A 22,860-nucleotide genomic window follows, 5' to 3' on the forward strand; every position below is an offset into this window, starting at 1 on the left:
AGGTCGGCTTGGGGGACGGGCGGAGAACTCACAACCGCCAAGGATAGGCGGCACCCGGGGCTGTGGCGCAAAGGATTATTCGCGGGCGGCGGACGCCCCCTGGCCAGGGCGTTTTTCGGCATTAATCACTCATGACCCGAGCATCACGTACGTCACACTATGGTGTTACCGTTTCGTTGCCATTGGAGACGGTATGCCCCCGAAAATCGCTCTTGCCCTGTCAGCGTCCGCCCTCGTCGTGCTCGTCGGCGGACCCGCCAACGCCGCTCCGCTCCCGCAGAGCGCCCCCGCCGTCGCCGCGGCCCCCGCCGCCGCGAAGAAGAAGCCCGTCATGAACGCCAAGGAGCGCAAGGTCCTCGCGCTCACCAACAAGGCCCGCGCCAAGGCCGGGTGCAAGCCGCTGAAGGCCAACGCCAAGCTCGCGCGGGCCGCGCGCAAGCACTCCAAGGACATGGTCGTGAAGAACTACTTCTCGCACACGTCCAAGGACGGCCGCTCGCCCTGGGACCGCATCAAGGCCGAGGGCTACAAGTACCCCGGAGCCGAGAACATCGCCGCCGGATACCCGACCGCGGCCGCCGTCGTGAAGGGCTGGATGAACAGCAAGGGCCACCGCGCCAACATCCTCAACTGCAAGCTCAAGGCGCTCGGCGTCGGCCACCACAAGAAGTACTGGACCCAGGACTTCGGCTGGAAGTGAGCACGGGGGCGGGGGTCCGGCCCACCCTCCGGACCTCCGCCCACCGGGGGCTGTGACACGCGGGGGGCCTTTCGGCGCTTTCAGTGGTGACCCCCGTCGCCCCCGCGGCTCCCCCGACGTTCCGGCGCCTCGCGCCCTCGGAGATGCACATGACCCCCAAGCTCGCGCTCCTCATCTCGGTCTCCGCGCTCACCCTGCTCGCCGGATGCGGCGGCTCAGGACCCTCCGACGACCTCGCGGCCCCCCGCGCCTCGGACTCCCCCGCCCTCACCGACGAGTCGGTCGCGCCGTCCGCGTCGCCGTCGAAGGCACAGCGGCCCGCGAAGGAGGACGGCGCGAAGGGCGGCGAGTCGAAGAAGCCGAAGCCCAAGCCGACGACGGCCGCGCCCAAGCCGTCGGCCTCCCAGCCCAAGCCCAAACCGACAACACCCAAGCCGACAACGCCGACGACGCCCAAGCCGAAGCCCACGACCCCCGAGCCCACCCCGAAGCCGACGACGCCGCCGCCGGTCGCGTCGGGCGGCGGGATGACCAAGGTGGAGCTGAAGGTCCTCGAGCTCACCAACGCCGAGCGGGCCAAGGCGGGCTGCCCCGCGCTCAAGGCCAACGCCAAGCTCGCGCGGGCGGCGCAGAAGCACTCCAAGGACATGGCGGTCAACAACTACTTCTCGCACACCTCGCAGGACGGCCGCTCGCCCTGGGACCGCATCAAGGCCGAGGGCTACATGGACCCCGGCGCGGAGAACATCGCCGCCGGATACCCGACCGCGGCGGCCGTGGTGAAGGGCTGGATGGACAGCTCGGGCCACCGCGCCAACATCCTCAACTGCAAGCTGAAGGCACTGGGCGTCGGCGAGTACAAGAACTACTGGACCCAGAACTTCGGCTGGACCTGACGGAGCCGTCCGGGGCGGGCGATCGCGCTTTTCGGCCGCCCCGAATGGCGACATTTATTGACATCGTCCACTTCTCGGCGTGTTGACCCTGTCATCCGGGCATAGTGAGCCGCGGAGCCCCTCCCGCCTCACGCGCCTGCCCGGACCGTCAGGAGCAGCCCATGGCACGACCCCTCGCCGCGCTGAGAAACCGCGACCGCTACCACTTCATGATCGCCGCGGGCATGGCCTTCGGCGTCCTGGCCGGGGTGTTCGGCGGCTGGAGCGTGCTGGAACGCGCCGCGGGCTTCTCCCTCAGCGCCGCCGCCGCGCCCGACGACGGCTGGAAGGTGCTCTTCCAGGACGAGTTCGGCGGCAAGTCCGGCGCGTTCCCCGGCGACCACTGGCTGCCCGACCTGGGCCACCACACCGTCTCCCCCATCGGCCAGGGGAACGGCCCGATGAACTTCGGCACCACCGAGATCGCCGCGATGACCCGCGACCCCGCCAACGTCGCCACCGACGGCAAGGGCAACCTCGCCATCACCCCCCGCAAGGACGGGGCAGGAGGCTGGACGTCCGCGCGCATCAACAGCCAGCAGGTCTTCAAGTTCGCCGACGGCGGCCAGACCGCCTTCGAAGCGCGCATCAAAATGCCCGACGTCGCCGGCGCACAGGCACTCGGCTACTGGCCGTCCTTCTGGCTGCTCAACCAGGCCCAGCGGCTCTACCCCGAACAGGGCAACTGGCCGTCGGGCGGCGAGATCGACATCGTCGAGAACGTCAACGGACTCAACAAGGCACACTTCACCCTGCACTGCGGCGTCAAAGGCGGCGGCGACCAGGGCGGACCCTGCAACGAGCACACCGGACGCGGCACGTCCGTCGACTGCGCGCCGGTCTCCTGCCAGGCCGGGTACCACACCTACCGCTTCGAGTTCGACCGGCGCACCGACGCCGAGGAGATGCGCTGGTACCTCGACGGCCGCCTCACCCACCGGCTCGAACGCGACAACCCCCCGGGCGGCGCGGACGGCGGCCAATGGCGTCAGGCATGGGACAACATGACCGGCGGCGACGGGTTCTTCATCATCTTCGTCGTCGCCATGGGCGGGGACATGCCGCGCGGCAACGGCGGCGACATCGGCCCGACCACCGAACCCGGGCACCCGATGCTGGTCGACTATGTGAAGGCGATGGCGCGCGGGGCGGGCGCGCCCGACGACGACGTCGCGCCCGAGGTCCCGGCCGACCCGACGCCGAGCGCGTCGGAGGAGCCCGAGCCCAAGCCGACCGAGACGCCCGAGCCGACCGAAGCGCCCGAGACGCCCGAGCCGAGCCCGACGCTCGACCCCGACTCGCCCGCCGCGTGGAGTCCGCCGTTCGTGCAGGCCGAGGGGTACTCCGCGCAGTCCGGCCTGCGCACGGCCGCCGCCGAGGACATCGGCCGCACCGAGTTCATCGGCTGGATCTCCGACGGCGACTGGGCGCGCTACGACGACGTCGACTTCGGGCCCGGCGGGTCGACCAAGTTCCTCGCGCGGATCTCCGGGGGCGCGGGCGGCGGCCTCGGCGGCACGCTCGAGGTGCGGCTCGACTCGGCCGACGCCGCGCCCGTCGCGACGGTCAAGGTGCCCAACACCGGCGGCTGGCAGGACTGGGCCGACGTGCTCGCCGAGATCCCCTCCACCAAGGGCGTCCACGACGTGCACCTGAAGTTCGTGTCCGACCACGACCAGGAGTTCATGAACGTCAACTGGTTCACTTTCCTTCCGTGACGGAACGTGTCAACACCATCACTCTCGGGCAGGGAGAAGGCGGTCCACTCGCCGTCGCCATGTCCGGGAGGAAGCCATCAACACAGAACATCCCCACAGCGAACATCCCTTTAGGGGACATCCCATCAGGGAACACCTCATCCGTCGCGCCGCCGCCGTGCTCTGCGCGGTCGTCGGCGGCACCGCGGTCTTCGCCGCGGTCGCCGAGGCGAGACCGCACTCCCTGCCCGCCGCCCCCGCCTCCGCCGAGGACCCCCTCGGGCGGCCCGCCCCCCGGCCCGCCCTCGGCGCGGCCGCCGTGTCGGCCACCGAGGCCCCTTCCGCCGAGCCGTCCGTGAGCCCGTCCGTCACCCCCTCGCCCGAACTCCCCGCCGCACCCGAGGTCCCCGCCCTTCCCGGCGCGTCCGCGTCGCCTGAGATCCCGTCCCTTCCCGATGCGTCGGCGTCGCCCGGCGTCCCCGCCCTTCCCGACGCCGCCACGCCGGAGGTCCCCGCCGCGCCCGGGGTTCCCGCGCCGCCCGGCGAGGCAGCTCCCGCGCCCGAAGTGCCCGATCTCGCCGCGACGTCGAGCATGGCGCCGGTCCCGTCGGTTCCCGTCCCGCCGCTCGCGGGCAAGACCGCGACGCCGAGGGCCACCGCCCGCGAGCACCCCAAACCGTCGGCCTCGGGGGGCGCACCGCGCTGGCGTGTGCTGTTCTCCGACGACTTCTCCGGCCCCAAGGGCGCGGGCCCCGGCCCCGGATGGGTGCCCGACCTCGGCCACCGCACCCGCTCCCCGCTCGGCGGGCTCGGCCCGGAACGGTTCGGCACCGGCGAGATCGCCGCGATGACCGCCGACCCCGCCAACGTCGCCACCGACGGCAAGGGCAGGCTCGCGCTCACCCCGCGCCGCAAGGGAACGGCGTGGACGTCCGCCCGCATCAACAGCGCGAGGGTCTTCAAGTTCGCCGACGGGACCCGCACCGCCGTCGAGGCGTCCATCAGGATGCCCGACGTCAGCGGGGTCCGCGCGGGCGGCTACTGGCCCGCGTTCTGGCTGCTCAACCAGGCCCAGCGCCTGCACCCCGACAAGGGCAACTGGCCCTCGGGCGGCGAGATCGACGTCGTGGAGAACGTCAACGGCGAGAACACCGCGTACTTCACCCTGCACTGCGGCATCCGCGGCGAGGGCTCCTCGGGCGGGCCGTGCCGCGAACCCGTCGGACGCGGCGGGTCCGCCGAGTGCGCGCCGATCTCCTGCTCCGCCGGATTCCACACCTACCGGATCGAGTTCGACCGGCGCACCGACGCCGAGGAGATCCGCTGGTACCTCGACGGCCAACGGGTCCACCGCGTCGCCCGCGACGAGCCGCCCCGCGACGTGCCGGGCCGCCGCTGGCGCAAGGCATGGGACGCCATGACCTCCGGCGACGGGTTCTTCCTCATCTTCAACGTCGCGATGGGCGGGGCCATGCCACGCGGCCACGGCGCGACCGTCGGCCCCGCCACCGAGCCGGGCAGGCCGATGCTCGTCGACAAGGTGGCGGTCTCAGTGGAAGTCCCTGCTGCGCACCCTTCCGGGCACGGGAAGCCGCCTAAGCCTGGTCGCGTGGACGTGCACCACGCCGTCCCTCCTTTCCAGACGCCCGTTAACTAGCAGACCCTGCGCCGACAGCCCCACCGCCCGGTGCCGGTCCCAGACCGGCGCCGGGCAGATCACATTGGCGACACCCGTTTCGTCCTCGAGGCTGAGGAAGACGATCCCGCCCGCCGTCGGGGGGCGCTGCCGGTGCGTCACAAGACCGGCGACCAGCACGTTGGAGTCCGGGCGCGCGGCGTGCAGTTCGGCAGCGCGCAGCGCCCGGTACTCCTCGAGCATCGGCCGCACGTGCTCCATCGGATGCGTCGCGGAGATCCCCGTCGACCACAGGTCCGCGAGGGTCTCCTCCACCACCGACATCGGCGGCAGGTCGGGGGCCGCCGCGCCCGGAGCCGTCCCCGGCAGCTGGCCCGGCCTGGTGCCCGCGAGCGCGCCCGCGCTCCAGATCGCCGCCCGCCGCGACAGGCCGAAGGAATCGAACGCGCCCGCCGTCGCCAGCGCCTCGAACGCCGCGGCCGACAGCGGCACCCGCAGCGCGAGATCCTCCATCGACGCATACGGCCTGCCCTCCTCGAGCAGTCGCAGCGTCTCGGGGCCAAGGTCGCGCACCGACCCCAGCCCCACCCGGATCGCGGGCTGCGGCCGCGACGGGCCGTGCCGGTGCCGCCTCGTCGGCTCGACCGGCTCCTCGAGCGTGGTGAGGGCCGCCGAGGCGTTGACGTCCACCGGCCGGACCGTCACCCCGTGCCGTTTGGCGTCGCCGAGCAGCGACTGCGGACTGTAGAACCCCATCGGCTGGTTGCGCAGCAGCGCCGCGGTGAACGCGGCCGGGAAGTGCCGCTTCAGCCAGGAGCTCGCGTAGACAAGATGGGCGAACGACTGCGAGTGCGACTCGGGGAAGCCGAAACTGGAGAACCCGAGGATCTTGTCGTAGACGTCGAGGGCGATCTCGCGGGCGATGCCGCGCTCGGCCATCCCGTCGAGCAGCCGCGCGCGCAGCCGCTCGATCCGCTCGGGGGCGCGCTTTGAGCTCATCGCCTGGCGCAGCGCGTCGGACTCCTGCGGGGTGAACCCCGCGCAGTCCACCGCGAGCTGCATCATCTGCTCCTGGAACAGCGGGACGCCCAGGGTGCGGCGGAGCGCGTTCTCCATCAGCGGATGCGGGATCGTCGGCGGCTCGTCGCCCCTGCGGCGCTTCAGGTAGGGGTGGACCGAACCGCCCTGGATCGGGCCAGGCCGGATCAGCGCGACCTCGATCACCAGGTCGTAGAACGTGCGGGGGCGCAGCCGCGGCAGCGTCGCCATCTGCGCCCGCGACTCGACCTGGAACACCCCGACGGAATCGGCGTCGCACAGCATGTCGTAGACGGCCGGGTCGTCCTTCGGCAGGGACGACAGGTCGTAGTGCTCGCCGTGGTGGGCCGCCACAAGACGGAAGCAGTCGGCGAGCGCCGAGAGCATGCCGAGGCCCAGCAGGTCGAACTTCACGAGGCCCGCCGAGGCGCAGTCGTCCTTGTCCCACTGCAGGACGCTGCGGTCCTCCTTGGTCGCCCACTCGATCGGGCACACCTCGCCGACCGGGCGGTCGCAGATCACCATGCCGCCCGAGTGGATGCCCAGATGCCTGGGCAGCCTGCCCATCCGCACGGCAAGCTCGGTGACCTGCTCGGGGATCACGTCGATGTTCACCGGATCACGCCAGTCGACCTGCTTGGACCAGGCGTCCTGCTGGCCCGGCGAGTAGCCGAGCGCGCGTGCCGCGTCGCGGGTCGCCATCTTGGGCCGGTAGGAGATCACGTTCGCGACCTGCGCGGTGCACTCCCTGCCGTACTTGCGGTAGACGTACTGGATGACCTCCTCGCGGCGTTTGTGCTCGATGTCGAGGTCGATGTCGGGCGGGCCGTCGCGTCCCGGCGACAGGAACCGCTCGAACAGCAGCCTGTGGTGGACGGCGTCGACACCCGTGATGCCCAGGGCGTAACAGGCCGCGGAGTTCGCCGCGGAACCCCTGCCCTGGCACAGGATGTCGTTGTCGCGGCAGAACGCCACGATGTCGTGCACGATGAGGAAGTAGCCGGGAAAGCCGAGCCGCTCGATCACCTCGAGCTCGTGGTCGATCTGCGCCCACGCGCCGGGCGTGCGCTCGGCGTCGCGCGGGCCGTACCTGAGCACCGCGCCGTCGTACGTCAGCTCCCGCAGGTAGGACGCCTCGGTGTGGCCGTCGGGCACCGGCCAGCGCGGCAGGCCCGGCGGATCGGCCTTGAAGTCGAACGCGCACGCCTTCGCCAGCTCCACCGTCGCCCCGCGCACCCCGGGGAAACGGGCGAGCCGCGCCGCCATCTCCACGCCGGTCCGCAGGTGCGCGGTGCCCGCCGCGTGCAGCCAGCCCTCCATCTGGTCGAGCGGGGTGCGCGCCCGGATCGCCGCGAGCGCCTGGGCCAGCCGCGCCTCGGGGCCGGGCGCCGCGTAGTGCACGTTGTTCGACGCCACGACCCCGAACCCCAGCTCCCGCGCCCTGGCGAACAGCGCGTCGTTGCGCGGGTCGTCGCCCGGCATCCGGTGGTCGATGAGCTCGGCGAAAACGTTCTCCCTGCCGAACCGCTCGCCCAGCTCCGGCAGGCCGATCCCCCGGCTCAACGGCCCCTTGCGACAGCCGGTCAGCACCGCCCAGTTGCCGTCATGCGCCTCACTCAACTCATCGAGGTCATACACGGGACGCCCCTTCTCCCCGCCCCGCAACTGCGCCCTGGTGATCGCACCGCACAGCCGCCGGTACCCCTCCGCACCACGCGCCAGCACCAGCAGATGCCACCCGCCCGGATCGGCCTCCCCCGCCCTCGGCCCCGGCAGCTCAAGACTCAACTCGGCCCCATAGATCCCCCTGATCCCCGCGGCCCGCACCGCGTCAGCGAACTGCACGGCCCCGTACATCCCGTCGTGATCGGTGATCGCCACATACCCGACCCCCAACCGCGCGGCCTCCCCGGCCAACGCCGCGGGATCACTCGCCCCGTCCAAAAAACTGAACGACGAATGACAGTGCAACTCCGCCCACGCCACCTCCCCCTCAACAAACCCCCCAGCCTCCTCCCCCACCCCGGACACCCTCTCCGGCAAAGCCCCCCGTTCCGCCGCCCCACCCCAGGCCATCCGCCCCGCAAGCTCCTTCCACGGCACCACCGGATTCCCAAACCCCATCACCCCTCCCCTCCCCCACCAAACAAACAACCCCACCCCACACCCCCACCAGGCAGCAGAACCCACCCCGCCCCCAAGCCCCACCGCCCACCCCCACACGCCAGGCTCCCCCAACCCGCACCCCCACGCGCCAAGACCCCCCGCCCACCCCCACCGAGCAGCAGAACCCACCCCGCGCCCGAGCCCAACAAGCCCCGCCGCCCACCCCCACAGAACAAAGCACCCCGCCCCGCACCCGAACACCACAAGACCCACCCACCACTCCCACAGAGCAAGAGAACCCAACCCACACGCGAGCACAACGGGGCCCGCCAGCCCCCACCAAAGACCAGCAAAGCCCCCCGAACCAGGCACACACACAACCGAGCCCACCCAACCCCGCCAACGGCCAGCGAAGGAACCCGCGCCAGGCGCACGCGCGACGGGGCCCACCGAGCCTCGTCAACGGCCAGCGAGGAAACCCCGGTCACGCGCACGCACGACCGAGCCCAACCGCCGCCCACGACCAGCGAAGAAACCTCAGCCGGGCGCGGGCACGACCGAGCCCGACAGACCCCGCCCGCGGCCAGCGAAGGAACCCGCACCAGGCGCACGCACGACGGGGCCCGCCGGGGCTCGGCGGCGGCCGGTGAGGAAACCCCGGTCGCGTGCGGGCGCGACGGGGCCCGCAGGGGTTCGGCGGCGGTCGGCGGACGAACCCCGAGCGGGTGCGGGGGCGGCGGGGGCTGCCGGGATTCGGCGGCGGTCGGCGGAGGAACCCGGGGCGAGGGTCGGTGGGGGTGGGTGGGGGTTGGGTTATTCATAGGAAGCCTCCAGGAGCCAGGAGCCTTGTTCGAGGGTGAGGAGGTGGGCGCCTTGGGGGGTCAGGACCTGGAAGCGGGCGAGGCGGCGGGAGGACTCGGGGTCCCACCAGCGTTCGTGGGCGGGCCAGGGGCCCGTCCAGGAGATGACGCGGTGGCCTGAGCCGTCGGGCATGACGACCACGGCGGGCGGGGCCGACGGCACGCAGCGGGCCGAGACCGTCACCGGGGAGCCGTCGGCCGCGCGGACCGCCACCGGGCGCGGCTCGGGCGGCACCACCGACGGCGCGGGCGCGGGAAGCGCCCCCGGCCACGGCCCCTCCGGACGGGTCTCCAACGGCATGTCGCCGACCGGCACCCGCAGCACGCGCTCGCCGGGGCCGCGCCCGCCCGTCAGATGGGGCCGGGTGAGCGAGCCGTGGCCGAGCATCGCCTGGACCCGGTCTGCCGCGCGCGCCACCCGCTCGGGCAGCTCGCCGCGCGCGCCGTCGCCGTCGCGGCCCCACAGCGCGCGTTGCACGCCGGTGTCGGGGACCACCTGGTCGGGCACCAGCAGCAGCGCGGTCACCCCGCCCCACACCGCCTCCTCCGCCTCGGTGCCGTCGCCGGTGAAGGCGGGCCGCCAGCCCGACAGCTGCCAGCGCACCCGCTCCGCCACGGCCTGGGACGACAGCAGGCCCTCGTGCCGCCACAGCCGCTCCGACACGCCGCCGTCGGCGAACTCGACCTCCACGCCGAGCCGCACACATGTCAGGCCCTCGGCGGCAAGGCCCTCGTGCAGGGTGTCGGCGAGCGCCTTGGCGGCGAACACGACCTCGTCGGAGCGGGCGGCCGGCGGGTCGAACGCGCGGACCACGGTCAGATCCGGCGGGGCGGCGCGCGGTGCGACGTCGCGCGGCTCGCGGCCCCTGGCCAGCCGGTGCGCGAGCACCCCGGGAGCGCCGAACCTGCCCGCGACGTCGTCGGCGGGCAGCGCGGCGAACTCGCCGAGCGTGCCGACGCCCAGGCGCACGAGCAGATCGGCGAGGGAGTCCCAGTCGGGGACCGCCCCGGCCAGCACACTGAGCGGGAAGCGCGCGAGGAACTCCGCCGAGCCCTCCTCGGGCACGATGAGCCCGCCGCCGCCGTTGCGGGCCGCGAGCTCGGCCGCGAACAGCCCGTCGGCGATCCCGACGCCGCAGTCGTACCCCGCCTCGACCACCGCGTCCTGCACGGTGATCCGCAGCGCCTCCTCGCCGCCGTGGAACCGCGCCGCGCCGCGCGCGGGGATCGCGCACACCCCGGGCCTGACCACCTCGACCCGCGGGGTCAGCTCCGCGACCGCCGCCGCCACCGTCTCGAACGCGCGCCCCTCGGCGTCGAGGTCGCGCTCGGCCACCACGAGCTCAGGGCACAGCCGCTGCGCATCGCGCCGCCGCTGTCCCCGCCGCACCCCCGCCGCCCGCGCCGCCGCCGTGCAGGCCACCACCCGCTCCGACGCCCCGACCCTCCCCAACACGGCCCCCGCCACCCCCGCCTCGATCCCCACCGCCGCCAACGGCCAATCCGGACACCACACCACCAAAACCCTCCACCCCCCACCCCGAACATCCGCCCCCCGCCCCGCCAAATCCCGCGAGCCCAAAACCTCCGCCCCCAAGCCCCCCTGACCCGAAACCTCCCGAGCCAAATCCCGCGAGACCGAAACCCACGCCCCCAAATCCCCCTGACCTGAAACCTCCCGCGCCGAACCCCGCGCAGCCGAGTCTTGCGAACCCGAAGCCTGCGAAGCCAAACCCTCCGGCACCAGAGCCCGCGAGGCCGTGACCTGCGACACCGAGACCTGCCGGACCGAAGCCTCCACAGCAGAGGCTTGCATGACCGGTGTTCGCAGGGCCGGAGCCTGCGAGACCGAGACGCGCAAGCCCGAAACCTGCGGTACCGGGCCCTGCCGAGCCGAGACCTGCCAAACCGGGCACTGCGAGACCGGTCCCTGCGGAACCGCGACCTGCGGGGTCGAGACCTGCGGGGTCGAGACCTGCGGAGTCGGGGCCTGCCGGGCCGGGGCCTGTGGGACCGGCGCCTGCAAGGTCGAGGCTCGCAAGGCCGAGGCTTGCGGGGTCGAGCCCTGCCGGACGGCAACCTGCGGGGTCGACGCCTGCAAAGCCGAGGCTTGCCTGGCCAGGACCTGCGAGACCGGGACCTGCCGGGCCGGGACCTGCGGGGTCGACGCCTGCAAGGCCGAGGCTTGCAAGGTCGGGACCTGCGGGGCCGGAGCCTGCGGGGTTGGGGGTTGCTGGGTTGGGGGGTGTGGGGGTGGGGGGGTCATGGGACTAGTTCCAGGTGGCGGAGGGGGGTGGGGGCGGGGGTGACGCGGCCGTCGGGGGCGGGGAGGAGGAGCCAGGTGGAGTCGCCGCGGCCGGCGACGCCGCGGCCCGCGGCGGTGACGCGGACACGACGCGCCATGAGGCGGCCGTGGCCCTGGCCCAGGCCCTGCCATGAGGCGTCGGAGACCGTCAGGCGCACCTGGGCGCCCTCCCAGTCGCCCACGCTGACCAGGGCGCACCCGTTCTTGCGGGCGAGCGCGACGAGCCGCCGGGCGAGCGTCGGCGTCGGCCGCGCCGGTGGCCGCACCAGCACAAGCCTGACCCCCTCGACCAGGGCCGCGACGACCTCGGCCCACCGCTCCCCCGGCGCGTCGGCGAGCAGCAGCCGGTCGGGATCCGCGCCCATCCCGACGGCCGCCGCGACCCCGAACTCCGGCATCCCGACGACCGCGGCCCACTCCTGCCCGCGCGCCGCGCCCGCGACCAGCGCCGTGCCCAGCGCGGCACTTCCTCCCACCGACACCACAGTCCCTCCTCTCAGCTTCGGCAACACCGCCCGCAGCGGCGGAAGCACCGGAACGAGCTCCTCAGCGAGCCCTTCCGACGCCGCCAACGGCCCCACGAGCCCGTCTCGACGGAGCCCGTCCAACGCACCCACAACACCCATCATCGAACAAGATTTCGACACCTGGCAAGTCGATCATCCTTTCGAATCCCTCACCCCCACCCCGCCCCTGACCAGCAAACCCCCACCTTCCCCCCGCTCTACCGCCGTTTCCCCCACCCACCACCCAACCCCCCGATACCCACCCCACACGCCCGCACGTTCCCCGAACACCCCAGCGCGCTTACCCCGCGCCTCCTTAGCCGTCCCCGAAAAAAATTCTTCGACTTCCTCAAAATCGCTACCGTTCGCCCATGCCCGAGGACCACCCCCTGATCCGCGACGTCCTTCCCGAACTCGCCGCCGAGCTCGTCGAGCTCCTCGAAGCCGAGGGCGAGCACACGCTCGCCGCGCTCGTCCCCGAGCTGCGCCTGGTCGGACGCTGCGACTGCGGCGACGACTTCTGCCAGAGCCTCCGCACCGCCCCCCACCCGACCGGGCTCCCCTACGGGCCCGGCCACCGCTGCGTCTCCCTCGACCCCGCCGAGGGCATGCTCGTCCTCGACGTCGTCAACGGGCGGATCGTCTACGTCGAGGTGCTGTACCGGGATCGGCTCCGGTGAGCTGCGCCGAAAAGGCGTGGAACGGCGAAAGCCGGACCACCTCCGGGGGAGGGGTCCGGCTTTCGCCCTGGGGATGAGGGTCAGGCGCGCCAGTTGCGGACGAGGTCGCGCAGGGCGACGCGGTCGAACTCGACGCCGAGGTCGGTGAGCTCCTGGGCGACGAGCTTGCCGTCGGGGCCGTGCTTGGCGACGAGGCGGTAGGCGAAGTAGGGGAACCAGTGGTTCTCGCGGATCTTGGTGACCTCGGTCTCATCGATGGCGTAGCCGTCGGCGGCGAGGTCGGCGCACGTCTTGGTGACGTCGCCGTTGTGCTTGTTCAGCGCCTCGGTGACGATCGTGCGCATCGTCCCGGGGTCGGGCTGTGCCTTCAGGTCGGAGACCGGCTCAAGGAGGTCGACGAACGTCTGCTCGGCCGGCGACTCGGCCGTCGCGTCAGCCGGCTCGGTCTTGGCGTGCTTGGGCGACGGCTTCTCAGCGGCCGGAGCCGCCGCGGCGGCGGGCTCGGCCTCGGCGGCCTTCGCCGTGGCCGCCGCGTTCACCAGCGGGTCGGAGAGCTGCTCGGCGGGGGCCGCGAGTTCGGGGACCCGGACCGCGCTCGCGGTGATCTGACGCGGCTCGGACGAGCCCTCGAGCTCCTTGAGGGAGTCGTCCTCGGCGTGCTGGAGATCCACCACGACGTAACGGTGCAGCGTGCGCAGCAGCACGAACAGGCCGAGCATCGACACGATCGGCGGGACCGCGGCCGTCGCCTGGTAGGAGAAGTCCTTGTTCAGCACGTGGCCGACGTTGAACACCAGCGACGCGGTCCATCCGGCGAGCGCGATGAACAGCGGCAGCATGAAGTCGAGCCAGGACAGCAGGGTCTTGCGGATGGCGTAGGCGTCGAGCGCGAGCAGGAACAGACCGAGCTCGCCGACGATGATGAACAGGTCGACCAGCAGCGGGAACGACGCGGCCTTCCAGCCGGTCAGCCCGTGCTCGATGGCCCACTGGTACAGACCCGAGTACGACTGGGCGAAACCACCTCCGGTCGCGGTGAGGACCGCGGCGGCCATCAGGCCCACCGCAGCCCATCGAGTTATGGCTTTGGCCTTGATGGCGGTGCTCATCTGGGGGCTCCACTCTCACTCTTGAGATGACCTTGGAGGAGAATATCCCTCCCCAACCCCCTCATGAGTTGACTTTGTTCAATTGTCGCGCCTTCGCCGCCATCGAAGCGTGGGTTCAACGGGGGTGGCCGGGGTAGGTGCCGAAGCTCCAGAGGTTGCCTTCCGGGTCGCGGACGGAGAAGTCGCGGGAGCCGTAGTCGGTGTCCTGGAGGCCGGAGACGAGGACGGCGCCGGACTTCATGGCGCGGTCGAAGAGAGCGTCGGGGTCGTCGGTGACGACGTAGGCGCCGAAGGTGCCGGGCGGGAGGGCGAACTTGTCGTCGGGGCCGCGGTCGGTCGAGCCGAGCATGAGGCCGCCGCCGAGCGGCCAGGCGAGCTCGGCGTGGTGGACGACGTCGCCCTCCCCGTAGGTGACGACCTCCTCGAAGCCGAACGCGTCGACGAGGAACGTGATGAGGCCGCGTGCGTCGCGGGCCCGCAGCGACGGCCACACCTGCGGTGCGGGAGCTGTCTTGCCCTGGGTGTTCTGTGTTTCGCTCATACCCCGACCCTTCCCCGCGCGCCGCGCGCGGGTCTTGTACGGATCGGCCCCGCCCGCGTCCTCGACCCGCTCTTTGCCGGGTTCAGCCCTTTCCCGACCCGGCGTCGCCGTCGGGGGATAGCTCGGGGGATAGCTCGGGGGATAGCTCGGTCCTCGCGTAGTGGAGCGGGGGGAGGCCGGTGAACGCGCGGAACTCGCGGGTAAGGTGGGCCTGGTCGGTGTGGCCGGTGGCCTGGGCGAGCCCGGCGAGGTCGAGGGGTTCGCGCCGGGCGACGCGGCGGCGCAGGGCGTCGCGCGCGGCGGTGAACCTGACGATCCTGCGCAGCGTGCTGGGCGGCATCCCCACCTGCTCGGCGAACCTGCGCCGCATGTGCCGTTCGCTCCACCCGGTCTCGGCGGCGAGCTCCGCGACGCCGACGGCCCCACGGGTCTGGAGCAGCCTCCGCCACCCGAACGCCACCTCGGGCGACACCCCGGCGTCGGCGCGCCGGTCGAGCCGTCCCAGCAGGAACTCCTCGACGAGCCCGAACCGCTCCCCCCAGCCGGCCGCCTCCCCCATCCGCTCCAGCAGAACGCCCATTCCGGGCAGAACCGCCGCGCCCTCCACATCACGGAAGGCGAGTTCCCCGGCCGGAACGCCCAGCAGCGCCCGCGCCCCCAGCGGGCTGAGCGACACCTGGACGCCCACCTGACGCCCCGGATGGACGATCATGGCGGGATCGAGGTGGAGGCCGCCGACGAGCGCGGGATACCTGCGCGGTCCGCCGCCGTGCGCGAGCACGAGGGGTTCGTCCCAGGTGAGGATCATGGTCAGCCACGGGGAGGCCACGCCGCGGTGCGTTCCCGGCGCCGCGCCCTCCTGCCGGTAGCCGTGCACCGGGCCGACGAGGGGCCGCAGGACGGGCCCGGGGGTCCACGAGACCATCTCCACTCCTCCACGCTACGCGGCTTGGAGGAACGGCGAGTACAGGACGCCCGCCGAAGACGGTATTGTCTCTTGCGTCAAGGGGCTGTGGCGCAGTTGGTAGCGCGGCGAGCTTACACCTCGTAGGTCGTCGGTTCGAGTCCGGCCAGCCCCACCCAGGCGTCGTCCGCTCGGCCCCTCCGGGGTGCCTTCGCCCCCCGCACTACCCTCCGCACCCCTGATGCAGGGCCCGTGTGCGTCCCCCTCCTACGGCCTCACCCCCCGCAGCCCGCTTGGGGGTTCGTCGGCTCGGCTCTTCGTGTCCTGTCCCTGATCGTCGGGGGCTGTTCGCTGGTTCGGGTGGTGGGGATCAGGGGCGCTGCTGAAGATCCAGTGGTTGGTGGACAGGGGGTCGTGGGGCTGTGGGGTAGGGCCCCTGCCGTGGTGGTGGGTGAAGGTGAAGGGTGTGGTGTCGGTGGTGGACCAGCCTCGGGCGCTCAGCGTGGCGGCGGAGTCGGGGCGGGGGGCGGTGTTGAACAGGGCGAGGAGATCGATGCCGGTCTGGTGGCGGGTCGAGGGGTAGATCGGGTGGGCGCGGATCTGGGGAGACTCCATGCCCCGTTTGATCTCGTAGGCGAAGGCGCTGCCGGGGGCGCTCAGGTGGTCGATGGTGTCGATCATGCGGCGTTCGGCTTCGGGCGGGAGGTACAGCAGCAGCCCTTCGGCCAGCCAGGCGGTGGGCAGGGACGGGTCGAAGCCCGCGTCCAGCAGCGGCCCCGACCAGTCGTCGCACAGATCCACCGGGACCGGACGCCGGGTGGCCGCCGGGGCGGCGGCGACGCGTTCGAGCACCCCGTGTTTGAACGCCATGACGCCTTCGCGATCAAGCTCGTAGATCGTCTGGCCGGGTGGCCAGCCGAGCCGCAGCGCCCGGGTGTCGAGGCCCGCGCCGAGCAGCACGACCTGCCGGACGCCCGACCGGGCGGAGCTGAGGAGGAAGTCGTCGAAGACCCTGGTGCGCAGGCCGAAATAGCGGCCGAGCCTGCCCCACAGCGGGTTGTCGTCGCCCTCCGGCACCTCCTCGGGATGGGTCGGCCAGCCCGCGGACGCCGCCGCGGCGCGGACGAAGTGCTCGGCGTAGGGGTCGCGGGCGAGGGAGTCGGCGCGGTGGGTCTCGATGGCCCGCGCCGCCGCGACCATGAGCGCCGTCAGGCCGACGCCCTCCTCCACTCCCGTACGCGGCTCCACTCCTGTACGTGGCTCCGCTCCCATACGTGGCTCCGCCGCCGTCATCGGACCTCCTCGAACGTGGCGGCCCACCGCTGGGGTGCGTCGTGGGTCGCGGTCCGGGCGCCGTAGACGGCGCCCATGTAGCGCAGGATGTCGGCGTCCGCGAGGTGCAGGGCCGCCGTGCAGTCGGTCAGTACGGTGATGTGGAGGCCCTTCTGGAACGCGGTGCGGGCGGTGGAGTCGACGCACACGTCGGTGAACAGCCCGGCGAGCACAAGTCTCTCGACTCCCGCCCCGGCGAGGTGCCGCTCGAACCCCGGGCTGAGGAAGGCGTCGAAGCACGCCGGTTTGGTGAAGACCGCCTCCCCCGGCAGCGGCAGGACCTCGCAGAACTCGGCTCCCCACGAGCCCTCCAGGCACTTGGGCCGCTTGCCGAGCAGACGGTCCCGCCGCCGCCAGCTCGCCCCCTGGTGTGCGGGGTCGCCGGTGAACCTGACGAAGACCACCTCGACGCCGCGGGCCCTGGCCCCCGCCACCGCGCGGGCGGTGTTGGCGACGACCCGCCGCAGCCGCTCCGGAGATCCGGGGTACCGGGCCGCGGCGGTCGGCCCCACGCAGAAGTCGTTCTGCAGGTCGATGACGACGAGCGCCATGGTCTCCACCGCTTCAGGGCTCCCCCGCCAGGACCGGCGCGTCCTCCGGTTCCAGGGCGTCGATCAGCGCGTCGACCACCGCCGTGGTCGAGTGCCGTCCGCCGAGGTCCGGCGTGCCGATGCCGCGCCGCCCCAGCGCGCCGAGGCCGCGCTCCACCATCCGGACCGCGCCCGCGCAGCCCGCGTGCCGTTCGGCGATCATCGCCGCGGCGCGGATGGTGGCCACGGGGTTGACCGTGTCCCTGCCCTCCAGGTCGTCGGCCGAGCCGTGCACCGTCTGGTACTCGGTGAGCCCGGCGACGTCGGGATGCAGGTAGACGTTCTCGGTGCAGCGGTTCTCCTGCCGCTCGGCGCCGAACCTGTCGAGCAGCATGACGTGCATGATGTCGGCCCATTCGTTGCCCGCGATGACGAGGGTGCGCGGCCGCGGCCCGCGCTCGATCAGGTTCCGGTTCACCGTGTCCGGCTGGCACAGGTCGATGGTGACGCCGTGCCGGCGCGCGCTTTCGGCGACCCACGCGTCGAGCGCGCCGTCGAGCAGGTGGAACTTGTAGGCCATGAGGATCTCGTCCACGCCGTCCGGCCACTGCCGGCGCGCGCGTTCCACCGCGAAGGCGATGACCTTCTCGGTGACCTGCCGGCTGAACGCCATCGTGCGCAGGAGCGCGTCCGGGACGTGAAGGTTCTCCCCTGTGTAGAACCCCTGTGCCGCGTCGCGGACCAGCAGCAGCGACGCGTCGCGGCCGGAGATGACGTCGACCTTCACCGCCTGCAGGGCCTGCCGCACGAGGTAGAGCGACTGGGCGTTGATCGCGGTGCGGAAGACCGCGGTGGTGCCGAGGGCGGCGCGGGTGCGGCAGAACTCCCGGTAGTGGTCGGCGTCGTCGCGGGTGATCTCACGTATTCGCTCGATCCCGACGCCGGTGTTCAGCGAGTTGTAGGAGTGATATGTCCGTGCCGACCTGACGATGTGGACATCGGTCGCGTAAATTCCGGCGATTCCCGTCAGCACCCGTTCGAAGACCGCTGCGAGTTCGGGGCCGGTTCCCCGGCCGACGGCGAGTCCTATGACTGGTTCCACCCGTGCTCCTTGTCGAAGACCTGATCGTGCGGGGCCTTGCCGTCGGGGAATGCGGTTTCAACCCGGTGTCACCACAAGGCGATCGCCCGCTATTCCCGCTTTGTCCGGGCTGTAGTAGTCCCTGATTCCGGCGGTCCAGATCGAGGCCGCGATCTTGTCGTCGGCAGGCTGGAAGGCGTCGAACAGCGCGTCGATGTTCGGCCGCGCGAAGCCGATCGCCGTCATGAGGGCGACGAACCTCTCCCGCTCGACAAGGCCGTCGCCGTCCGGATCGCCCAGCGCGGCGAGGGCCTCGGCGAACTCGGCGAGCGCGGCGCTGAACCGCTCAGGGGACAGCACGAGGGCGCTGAACTCCTCGAACGTGATCTTGCCGTCGCGGTTGACGTCGAGCTCGGCGGCGAGCGTCGTCCAGTACCTCCGGAAGGCGGCGAGCACGGCCGCCCGCGCGGTCTCGCCGGACTCCGGGGCGGCGGCCACCACCCGCGTCGCCATGAGATCGAAGTCCTCGGGTTCGAGGCTGCCGCTGCCGTCGGCGTCGAACAGCGTGAAGATGAGCCTGACCCGCTCGATGGCTGCCTGCTCCATGAGAACCACTCCTTTTCCTGACCATCGCTTGACTCACGATGGAAACCATGGTCACGATCCGCCGCAACTATAACCAGAACCTGTCGAGATTTGCCAGAGGCCGATCTCGCCTTTTTGCATTCCGCCAAATGCCGCCAATAAGACAAATTGGAAATGCCGCGCACGAGCCGCCGAGACCCGAAAATCGCGCGATTCACCCCATGTCGCAGGTGCAAAATGGGTGCATATCACGACGTGCTCCCAGAGGGCCCCAAAGAGACGCCGCCCGACGGTGCGACGGCCCCCGGAGGAGGAAAGGCGCGGGAACCGACGAACCCGGGGCGGCGGAGCGGCGTCTCATCACACGTATGACCCCCCAGAGAGAGGCCCCCCGGTGGAAACCGTCCTGATCGTTGTCGCGGCGCTCGTCCCGCTTGAGCTCATCGTGGTGGCGCTGGTCGTGTCCCACGTGATCCGCAAGTCCCGGCGTGCCGTCTACGGCGCGGTCGCCAACCCCGCGCGGGTCGCCGGAGGTCACGTCGGCGGCCGTCCCGGCCCGTTCGCCTCCGGCGGGTCGCCCTTCGACGCCTTCTTCGCCGACGCCGGACGCCCCGGCCACGGCCACGTCAGCCACGACTCCCCCGGCTCGTACGGACACGGCCCTCACGGACACGACTCCTACGGGCACCGCGGGGCCGACTCCTGGAGCGACCAGGGTTGGTCCTCGTCCTCGTCCTCGGACTGCGGAAGCTCCTCGGACTCTTCAAGCTCCTCGGACTCCGGCTCGTCCTCGAGCTCCTGCGACTGACCCGCGCGACCACCCGCACAGCGAGAAGGCCGGACCCCACAGGGGCCCGGCCTTCCGCACGCTCAGCGGCCGACGGTCAGGAGTCGCCCTCCTGCTCGGCGAGGAAGCGCTCGAACTGGGCGGCGAGCTCGTCGGCGGTCGGCATCGGGGTCTCCTCGGCCAGCAGCGACTCGCGGTCCAGCGACCCGGCGAACGCGTCGTACTGCTGCTCAAGCGCCTCGACGACCTTCTTCACCTCGTCCGACCCCTCCACCTGGGAGGCGATCTCCCGGTCGGTCTCGGCGGCGGCCTCGCGCAGCCCGTCGCCGGGGATGGCCAGGCCCGTGGCGTTGACCAGGGTCTCCAGCGCGGTCACCGCGGCGCCCGGGTAGGACGACTGGGCGAGGTAGTGCGGCACGTGGATGGCGAAGCCCATGGCGTCATGGCCCGCCTCGCCGAGCCGGTACTCCAGCAGCGAGGCGGCGCTCGCGGGCACCTGCACCTTGCCGAACGGCGACTTGGGCCAGGTCAGCAGCTCGGGCCGGGTCGCGTGCGCGGTGAGCCCGATCGGCCTGGTGTGCGGCACGCCCATCGGAATCCCGTGGACGGTCACCGCGAGCCGCACCCCCAGTTCGGCCACCAGCGACGTCACCGCGGCCACGAAGGTGTCCCAGCCGCGGTCGGGCTCGGGGCCGGCGAGCAGCAGGAAGTCCTGGCCGACGGTGTCCTGCACGAGGTGGAGCCGGAGGGTCGGCTTCTCGTAGTCGGCGTAGTGGTCGCCGTCGAACGTCATCATGGGGCGGCGGGCGCGGTAGTCGATCAGCTCGTCGAGGTCGAACGTGGCGAGCACCCGGTGCTCGAGCGTCTCCAGGATGTGGTCGCGCACCAGCCTGCCCGCCGATCCGGCGTCCATGAAGCCGTCAAGGCTGTGCAGCAGTACCGGGCCGTCAAGGGCGGGCAGCTCCGCTTCCAGCCGGTACAGATCCTCGGGGCGCAGCGGACCCACCTCCCAGAAATAGCTGATGTCGGGCTGTCCAACACCAACATAGTGCAGGGAGCTTTTCATCCCTCCTGGAAAAACCGGGTACCGGGGTGGCCCCCGCGCGGGCGCGGGGGCCGTGAAACGGTTCAGTCGCCGGGCCTGAGGCGGTCGGCGTTGATCAGGTGGTAGAGCAGCAGGAGCTGGGTGATCGCGACGGGGTCGCTGACGGTCCCGTCGGCGAGGGTCCCGAGGCCGTCCGGGCAGGGCGCGGCGACGTCGAGCCGCGCCCAGATCGCCTTCTTGACGATCTCGGCCTCGGCGGGCGCGACGTCGCCGTGGACGTGCAGGGAGTCCACGGGCCGTCCGTCGGTGTCGCGCAGCAGCCTGAGGTGCAGCGCGTCGGCGTCGGCGACGACGTCGGTGAGCGGCGGGTGGTCGATCGTCGGACGCAGCAGCAGTTCGGCCGACAGGGGCGCGCCCGGCGGGTCGGCCCGTCCGGCGAGCGGCCCGAACCTGACGACGATGTCGGCGTTGCGCCGCTGCGGCCGGATGAAGGCCGCGCTCTCGCCCGCGCGCCTGCGCATCTCCTCGGCGACCTGTTCCGGCGTGTAGCCGCGCTTGGTGGTGTCGCGCTGCACCTTCCAGGCGAACCTCTGCTCCTCGGGAGGGTCGAGGTAGACGGTGATGTCGAAGCAGGCGCGAGCCATCTTGCTGTACAGCGGCAGAAGGCCCTCGACGATGACGAAGTCCTTCGGCTCGACCAGTTCCGGCCGCACCAGCCGTCCGGTTCCGTGGTCGTAGACCGGTTTGAGTATCGGCTCGCCCATCGCCAGGAGCTGGAGGTGCTGCTCCATGATCTCGATGTGGTTGCAGTCGGGGTGCAGCGCGGTGAACGGCTTGTTCCTGCGCTCCTCCCGGTCGTAGCGGTGGTAGTCGTCGACGCACACCGCCGTCATCCGGTCCTCGCCGAGGCAGTCGACGAGTCCCCTGGTCAGGGTGGTCTTCCCGGCGGCGCTGTCGCCGGCGATCGCGAGCATCACCGGGCGGCGTCCTGTGCCGCGGGCGCGCAGCATGTGCACGATGCGGTGGGGCATTCGTCCTCCTCGACGTCCGGCCTCACCGCGAAGGTAGGACCGTCGTGCGAAGCCACCCTCACCCCCGGGAGGGAACCGAGGGGTGAACCCCCGCTCACTACTGGCCGGTAATGAAGCTTGTTATGTTGCGGGGATGGCCGCCCCAGTACGTGTCGTGCTCGTCGACGACCATGCGATGATCCTCGCCGGACTCCAGGCGATGCTGTCCGGTTTCACCGGCCGGGTCCGGGTGATCGGCCAGGCCGCCGACCCCGTCTCGGCGACCCGGCTCGTCACCACGCTGCGCCCCGACGTCGTCCTGCTCGACGTGCGGCTCGGCGCGCACAGCGGACTCGACCTGTGCCGGTCGCTGTCCACCACCGCGCCCGCCTCACGCGTCGTCTTCCTTTCGGTCTACGACGACGAGCAGTACGTGTTCGAGGCGCTGCGCGCGGGCGCGGCGGGCTACCTGCTGAAACGGGTGGACGGGGTGGAGCTGGTGCGCAGGCTCGAGGAGGTGTCGGCGGGCGAGACCGTCGTGGACCCGACGCTCGCGGGGCGGATGGCGGCGAGCGTCGCCAGGCTCAACCGCGGCGAGTTCTGGCCCGGCGCGAACCGCGGCCTCACCCAGCGCGAGAGCGAGGTGCTGTCCCTGCTCGTCGGGGGCCTGTCGAACCGGGCGATCGCCGGACGGCTGCACCTTTCCGAGGAGACCGTCAAAAGCCACCTGCGCACGCTGTACCGCAAGCTCGAGGTCGCCGACCGTTCGGCCGCGATCGCGGTGGCGCTGCGCGAGGGCCTGTTCCGGTGAGCGCCGAGGAGTTCGCCGAGCGGGCCATCGAGGCGCAGGAGGCCGAGCGCGCGCGGCTGGCCCGTGAGATCCACGACGGGATCGCCCAGCGCCTCGCGAGCGTCGGCTTCCACCTGTCGGCGGCGCTACGCGCCCTGCCTCCCTCCGGCGGTCCTTCGGCGCGCGAGGCACGGCACCAGATAGAGGCCGCCCGCGAACTCGCCGACCTCGCCTTCGCCGAGACCCGCGCCGCGATCGCGGGCCTGCGCCCACCCGTCCTTGACGACCTCGGCCTGTCCGCCGCCCTCGCCGGGCTCGCCAGGGAGGCGAGCGCCCGCCAGCCCGCCCTCGACGTCACCGTGACGGTCTCCGGCGAGCTCGAAGCCCCCCTGCCCGACCACCTCCAGACGGCGCTGTACCGGATCGCCCAGGAGGCCGTCGCGAACGTCCTGCGGCACGCCGGAGCCGACTCCGCCGCGCTCCTGCTGGAGTACGACCGCGACCGGGTCCGCCTCATCGTCGTGGACGACGGCCGCGGCTTCGACCCGCGCCGCGTCCCGCCCGACTCCTACGGCCTGCGCGGCATGACCGAACGCGCCGAACTCCTGCGCGGCCGCCTGACCCTGCGCTCACGCCCCGGCGACGGCACCACCCTCCGCACCGTCCTCCCCCTGCCCTGACCC

At 72.1% G+C, this 22,860-nt stretch carries 20 protein-coding genes and 1 tRNA gene; 9 read left to right on the forward strand and 12 right to left on the reverse strand.

Translation table 11 applies throughout. The features are described from left to right. Positions 1 to 193 precede the first annotated feature (193 nt). From R9X44_RS08470 to R9X44_RS08485, 4 genes are all read left to right on the forward strand, one after another. On the forward strand, positions 194 to 700 hold the full coding sequence (locus tag R9X44_RS08470; RefSeq protein ID WP_319813443.1) for a CAP domain-containing protein: 507 nt from the start codon (positions 194 to 196) through the stop codon (positions 698 to 700). 149 nt (positions 701 to 849) lie between these two features. Beyond that, positions 850 to 1,596 (forward strand): CAP domain-containing protein, encoded by a 747-nt coding sequence (locus R9X44_RS08475; protein ID WP_319813444.1) that lies wholly within the window; start codon positions 850 to 852, stop codon positions 1,594 to 1,596. Between the two features lie 161 nt (positions 1,597 to 1,757). Then, positions 1,758 to 3,353 (forward strand): carbohydrate-binding protein, encoded by a 1,596-nt coding sequence (locus R9X44_RS08480; protein WP_319813445.1) that lies wholly within the window; start codon positions 1,758 to 1,760, stop codon positions 3,351 to 3,353. Between the two features lie 157 nt (positions 3,354 to 3,510). Continuing rightward, positions 3,511 to 4,989, forward strand: a complete 1,479-nt coding sequence (locus tag R9X44_RS08485; RefSeq protein ID WP_319813446.1) for a family 16 glycosylhydrolase — start codon at positions 3,511 to 3,513, stop codon at positions 4,987 to 4,989. Here the strand turns inward: R9X44_RS08485 and R9X44_RS08490 are convergent. From R9X44_RS08490 to R9X44_RS08500, 3 genes are all read right to left on the reverse strand, one after another. Further along, on the reverse strand, positions 4,882 to 8,130 hold the full coding sequence (locus tag R9X44_RS08490) for an error-prone DNA polymerase (RefSeq protein ID WP_319813447.1): 3,249 nt from the start codon (positions 8,128 to 8,130) through the stop codon (positions 4,882 to 4,884). The two genes, R9X44_RS08485 and R9X44_RS08490, sit on opposite strands and share 108 nt — an antisense overlap. Positions 8,131 to 8,925: 795 nt before the next feature. Then, the gene (locus R9X44_RS08495; RefSeq protein WP_319813588.1) at positions 8,926 to 10,458 is read right to left on the reverse strand and encodes a DNA polymerase Y family protein; all 1,533 of its coding nucleotides are present in this window, start codon (positions 10,456 to 10,458) and stop codon (positions 8,926 to 8,928) included. Positions 10,459 to 11,234: 776 nt separating this feature from the next. After that, positions 11,235 to 11,759 carry a hypothetical protein gene (locus tag R9X44_RS08500; protein ID WP_319813448.1) on the reverse strand — a complete coding sequence of 175 codons (525 nt, stop codon included), beginning with the start codon at positions 11,757 to 11,759 and terminating at the stop codon, positions 11,235 to 11,237. A gap of 395 nt (positions 11,760 to 12,154) precedes the next feature. Between R9X44_RS08500 and R9X44_RS08505 the strand changes: the two genes are divergently transcribed. Then, a complete protein-coding gene (locus R9X44_RS08505; RefSeq protein ID WP_319813449.1) occupies positions 12,155 to 12,463 on the forward strand; it encodes a hypothetical protein in 309 nt (102 codons plus the stop codon). Positions 12,464 to 12,543: 80 nt separating this feature from the next. Here R9X44_RS08505 and R9X44_RS08510 read toward each other — a convergent pair whose 3' ends face one another. The 3 genes from R9X44_RS08510 to R9X44_RS08520 form a co-directional block, all read right to left on the reverse strand. Next, positions 12,544 to 13,572, reverse strand: coding sequence for a DUF2637 domain-containing protein (locus R9X44_RS08510; protein WP_319813450.1), 1,029 nt, complete (start codon positions 13,570 to 13,572; stop codon positions 12,544 to 12,546). Between the two features lie 115 nt (positions 13,573 to 13,687). Then, positions 13,688 to 14,113, reverse strand: coding sequence for a VOC family protein (locus R9X44_RS08515; protein WP_319813451.1), 426 nt, complete (start codon positions 14,111 to 14,113; stop codon positions 13,688 to 13,690). A gap of 82 nt (positions 14,114 to 14,195) precedes the next feature. After that, positions 14,196 to 15,038 carry a helix-turn-helix domain-containing protein gene (locus tag R9X44_RS08520; RefSeq protein WP_319813452.1) on the reverse strand — a complete coding sequence of 281 codons (843 nt, stop codon included), beginning with the start codon at positions 15,036 to 15,038 and terminating at the stop codon, positions 14,196 to 14,198. Positions 15,039 to 15,119: 81 nt separating this feature from the next. Between R9X44_RS08520 and R9X44_RS08525 the strand changes: the two genes are divergently transcribed. Beyond that, a tRNA-Val gene (locus tag R9X44_RS08525) sits at positions 15,120 to 15,192 on the forward strand. A gap of 92 nt (positions 15,193 to 15,284) precedes the next feature. On the opposite strand, the gene R9X44_RS08530 is transcribed toward R9X44_RS08525, so the two are convergent. From R9X44_RS08530 to R9X44_RS08545, 4 genes are read right to left on the reverse strand one after another with little or no spacing between them, the layout of a single operon-like run. Continuing rightward, a complete protein-coding gene (locus tag R9X44_RS08530; protein WP_319813453.1) occupies positions 15,285 to 16,265 on the reverse strand; it encodes a class I SAM-dependent methyltransferase in 981 nt (326 codons plus the stop codon). 41 nt (positions 16,266 to 16,306) lie between these two features. Beyond that, the gene (locus tag R9X44_RS08535) at positions 16,307 to 16,900 is read right to left on the reverse strand and encodes an isochorismatase family cysteine hydrolase (protein WP_319813589.1); all 594 of its coding nucleotides are present in this window, start codon (positions 16,898 to 16,900) and stop codon (positions 16,307 to 16,309) included. A gap of 13 nt (positions 16,901 to 16,913) precedes the next feature. Further along, a complete protein-coding gene (locus R9X44_RS08540; protein WP_319813454.1) occupies positions 16,914 to 17,981 on the reverse strand; it encodes an isocitrate/isopropylmalate family dehydrogenase in 1,068 nt (355 codons plus the stop codon). A gap of 57 nt (positions 17,982 to 18,038) precedes the next feature. After that, a complete protein-coding gene (locus tag R9X44_RS08545; RefSeq protein ID WP_319813455.1) occupies positions 18,039 to 18,566 on the reverse strand; it encodes an EF-hand domain-containing protein in 528 nt (175 codons plus the stop codon). Between the two features lie 373 nt (positions 18,567 to 18,939). Between R9X44_RS08545 and R9X44_RS08550 the strand changes: the two genes are divergently transcribed. Further along, positions 18,940 to 19,353, forward strand: coding sequence for a hypothetical protein (locus tag R9X44_RS08550; protein ID WP_319813456.1), 414 nt, complete (start codon positions 18,940 to 18,942; stop codon positions 19,351 to 19,353). Positions 19,354 to 19,429: 76 nt separating this feature from the next. Here the strand turns inward: R9X44_RS08550 and R9X44_RS08555 are convergent, their stop codons facing one another. Both R9X44_RS08555 and R9X44_RS08560 read right to left on the reverse strand, forming a co-directional pair. Continuing rightward, positions 19,430 to 20,398: a PAC2 family protein gene (locus tag R9X44_RS08555; protein ID WP_319813457.1), complete on the reverse strand. Its 969-nt coding sequence runs from the start codon at positions 20,396 to 20,398 to the stop codon at positions 19,430 to 19,432. A 62-nt stretch (positions 20,399 to 20,460) separates the two neighbouring features. Further along, positions 20,461 to 21,408 carry a phosphoribulokinase gene (locus R9X44_RS08560; protein ID WP_319813458.1) on the reverse strand — a complete coding sequence of 316 codons (948 nt, stop codon included), beginning with the start codon at positions 21,406 to 21,408 and terminating at the stop codon, positions 20,461 to 20,463. Positions 21,409 to 21,541: 133 nt separating this feature from the next. On the opposite strand from R9X44_RS08560, the gene R9X44_RS08565 reads away from it, so the two are divergent. Together R9X44_RS08565 and R9X44_RS08570 are read left to right on the forward strand one after the other, a co-directional pair. Next, entirely contained in the window at positions 21,542 to 22,198 is a 657-nt protein-coding gene (locus R9X44_RS08565) for a response regulator transcription factor (RefSeq protein WP_319813459.1), read from the forward strand. Then, on the forward strand, positions 22,195 to 22,857 hold the full coding sequence (locus R9X44_RS08570) for a sensor histidine kinase (RefSeq protein WP_319813460.1): 663 nt from the start codon (positions 22,195 to 22,197) through the stop codon (positions 22,855 to 22,857). The genes R9X44_RS08565 and R9X44_RS08570 overlap by 4 nt, the downstream gene beginning before the upstream one ends. Positions 22,858 to 22,860 lie beyond the last annotated feature (3 nt).

This window comes from Actinocorallia sp. A-T 12471, assembly GCF_033875155.1.
Lineage (GTDB): Bacteria > Actinomycetota > Actinomycetes > Streptosporangiales > Streptosporangiaceae > Actinocorallia.

Bases quoted from the DNA above. Each gene is read 5' to 3' on its own strand.
- R9X44_RS08555 (WP_319813457.1), bottom strand. From the start codon at position 20,398: ATGAAAAGCTCCCTGCACTATGTTGGTGTTGGACAGCCCGACATCAGC.
- R9X44_RS08490 (WP_319813447.1), bottom strand. From the start codon at position 8,130: ATGGGGTTTGGGAATCCGGTGGTGCCGTGGAAGGAGCTTGCGGGGCGG.
- R9X44_RS08505 (WP_319813449.1), top strand. From the start codon at position 12,155: ATGCCCGAGGACCACCCCCTGATCCGCGACGTCCTTCCCGAACTCGCC.
- R9X44_RS08520 (WP_319813452.1), bottom strand. From the start codon at position 15,038: ATGGTCTCGTGGACCCCCGGGCCCGTCCTGCGGCCCCTCGTCGGCCCG.
- R9X44_RS08470 (WP_319813443.1), top strand. From the start codon at position 194: ATGCCCCCGAAAATCGCTCTTGCCCTGTCAGCGTCCGCCCTCGTCGTG.
- R9X44_RS08560 (WP_319813458.1), bottom strand. From the start codon at position 21,408: ATGCCCCACCGCATCGTGCACATGCTGCGCGCCCGCGGCACAGGACGC.
- R9X44_RS08545 (WP_319813455.1), bottom strand. From the start codon at position 18,566: ATGGAGCAGGCAGCCATCGAGCGGGTCAGGCTCATCTTCACGCTGTTC.
- R9X44_RS08475 (WP_319813444.1), top strand. From the start codon at position 850: ATGACCCCCAAGCTCGCGCTCCTCATCTCGGTCTCCGCGCTCACCCTG.
- R9X44_RS08535 (WP_319813589.1), bottom strand. From the start codon at position 16,900: ATGGCGCTCGTCGTCATCGACCTGCAGAACGACTTCTGCGTGGGGCCG.
- R9X44_RS08480 (WP_319813445.1), top strand. From the start codon at position 1,758: ATGGCACGACCCCTCGCCGCGCTGAGAAACCGCGACCGCTACCACTTC.
- R9X44_RS08515 (WP_319813451.1), bottom strand. From the start codon at position 14,113: ATGAGCGAAACACAGAACACCCAGGGCAAGACAGCTCCCGCACCGCAG.
- R9X44_RS08510 (WP_319813450.1), bottom strand. From the start codon at position 13,572: ATGAGCACCGCCATCAAGGCCAAAGCCATAACTCGATGGGCTGCGGTG.
- R9X44_RS08565 (WP_319813459.1), top strand. From the start codon at position 21,542: ATGGCCGCCCCAGTACGTGTCGTGCTCGTCGACGACCATGCGATGATC.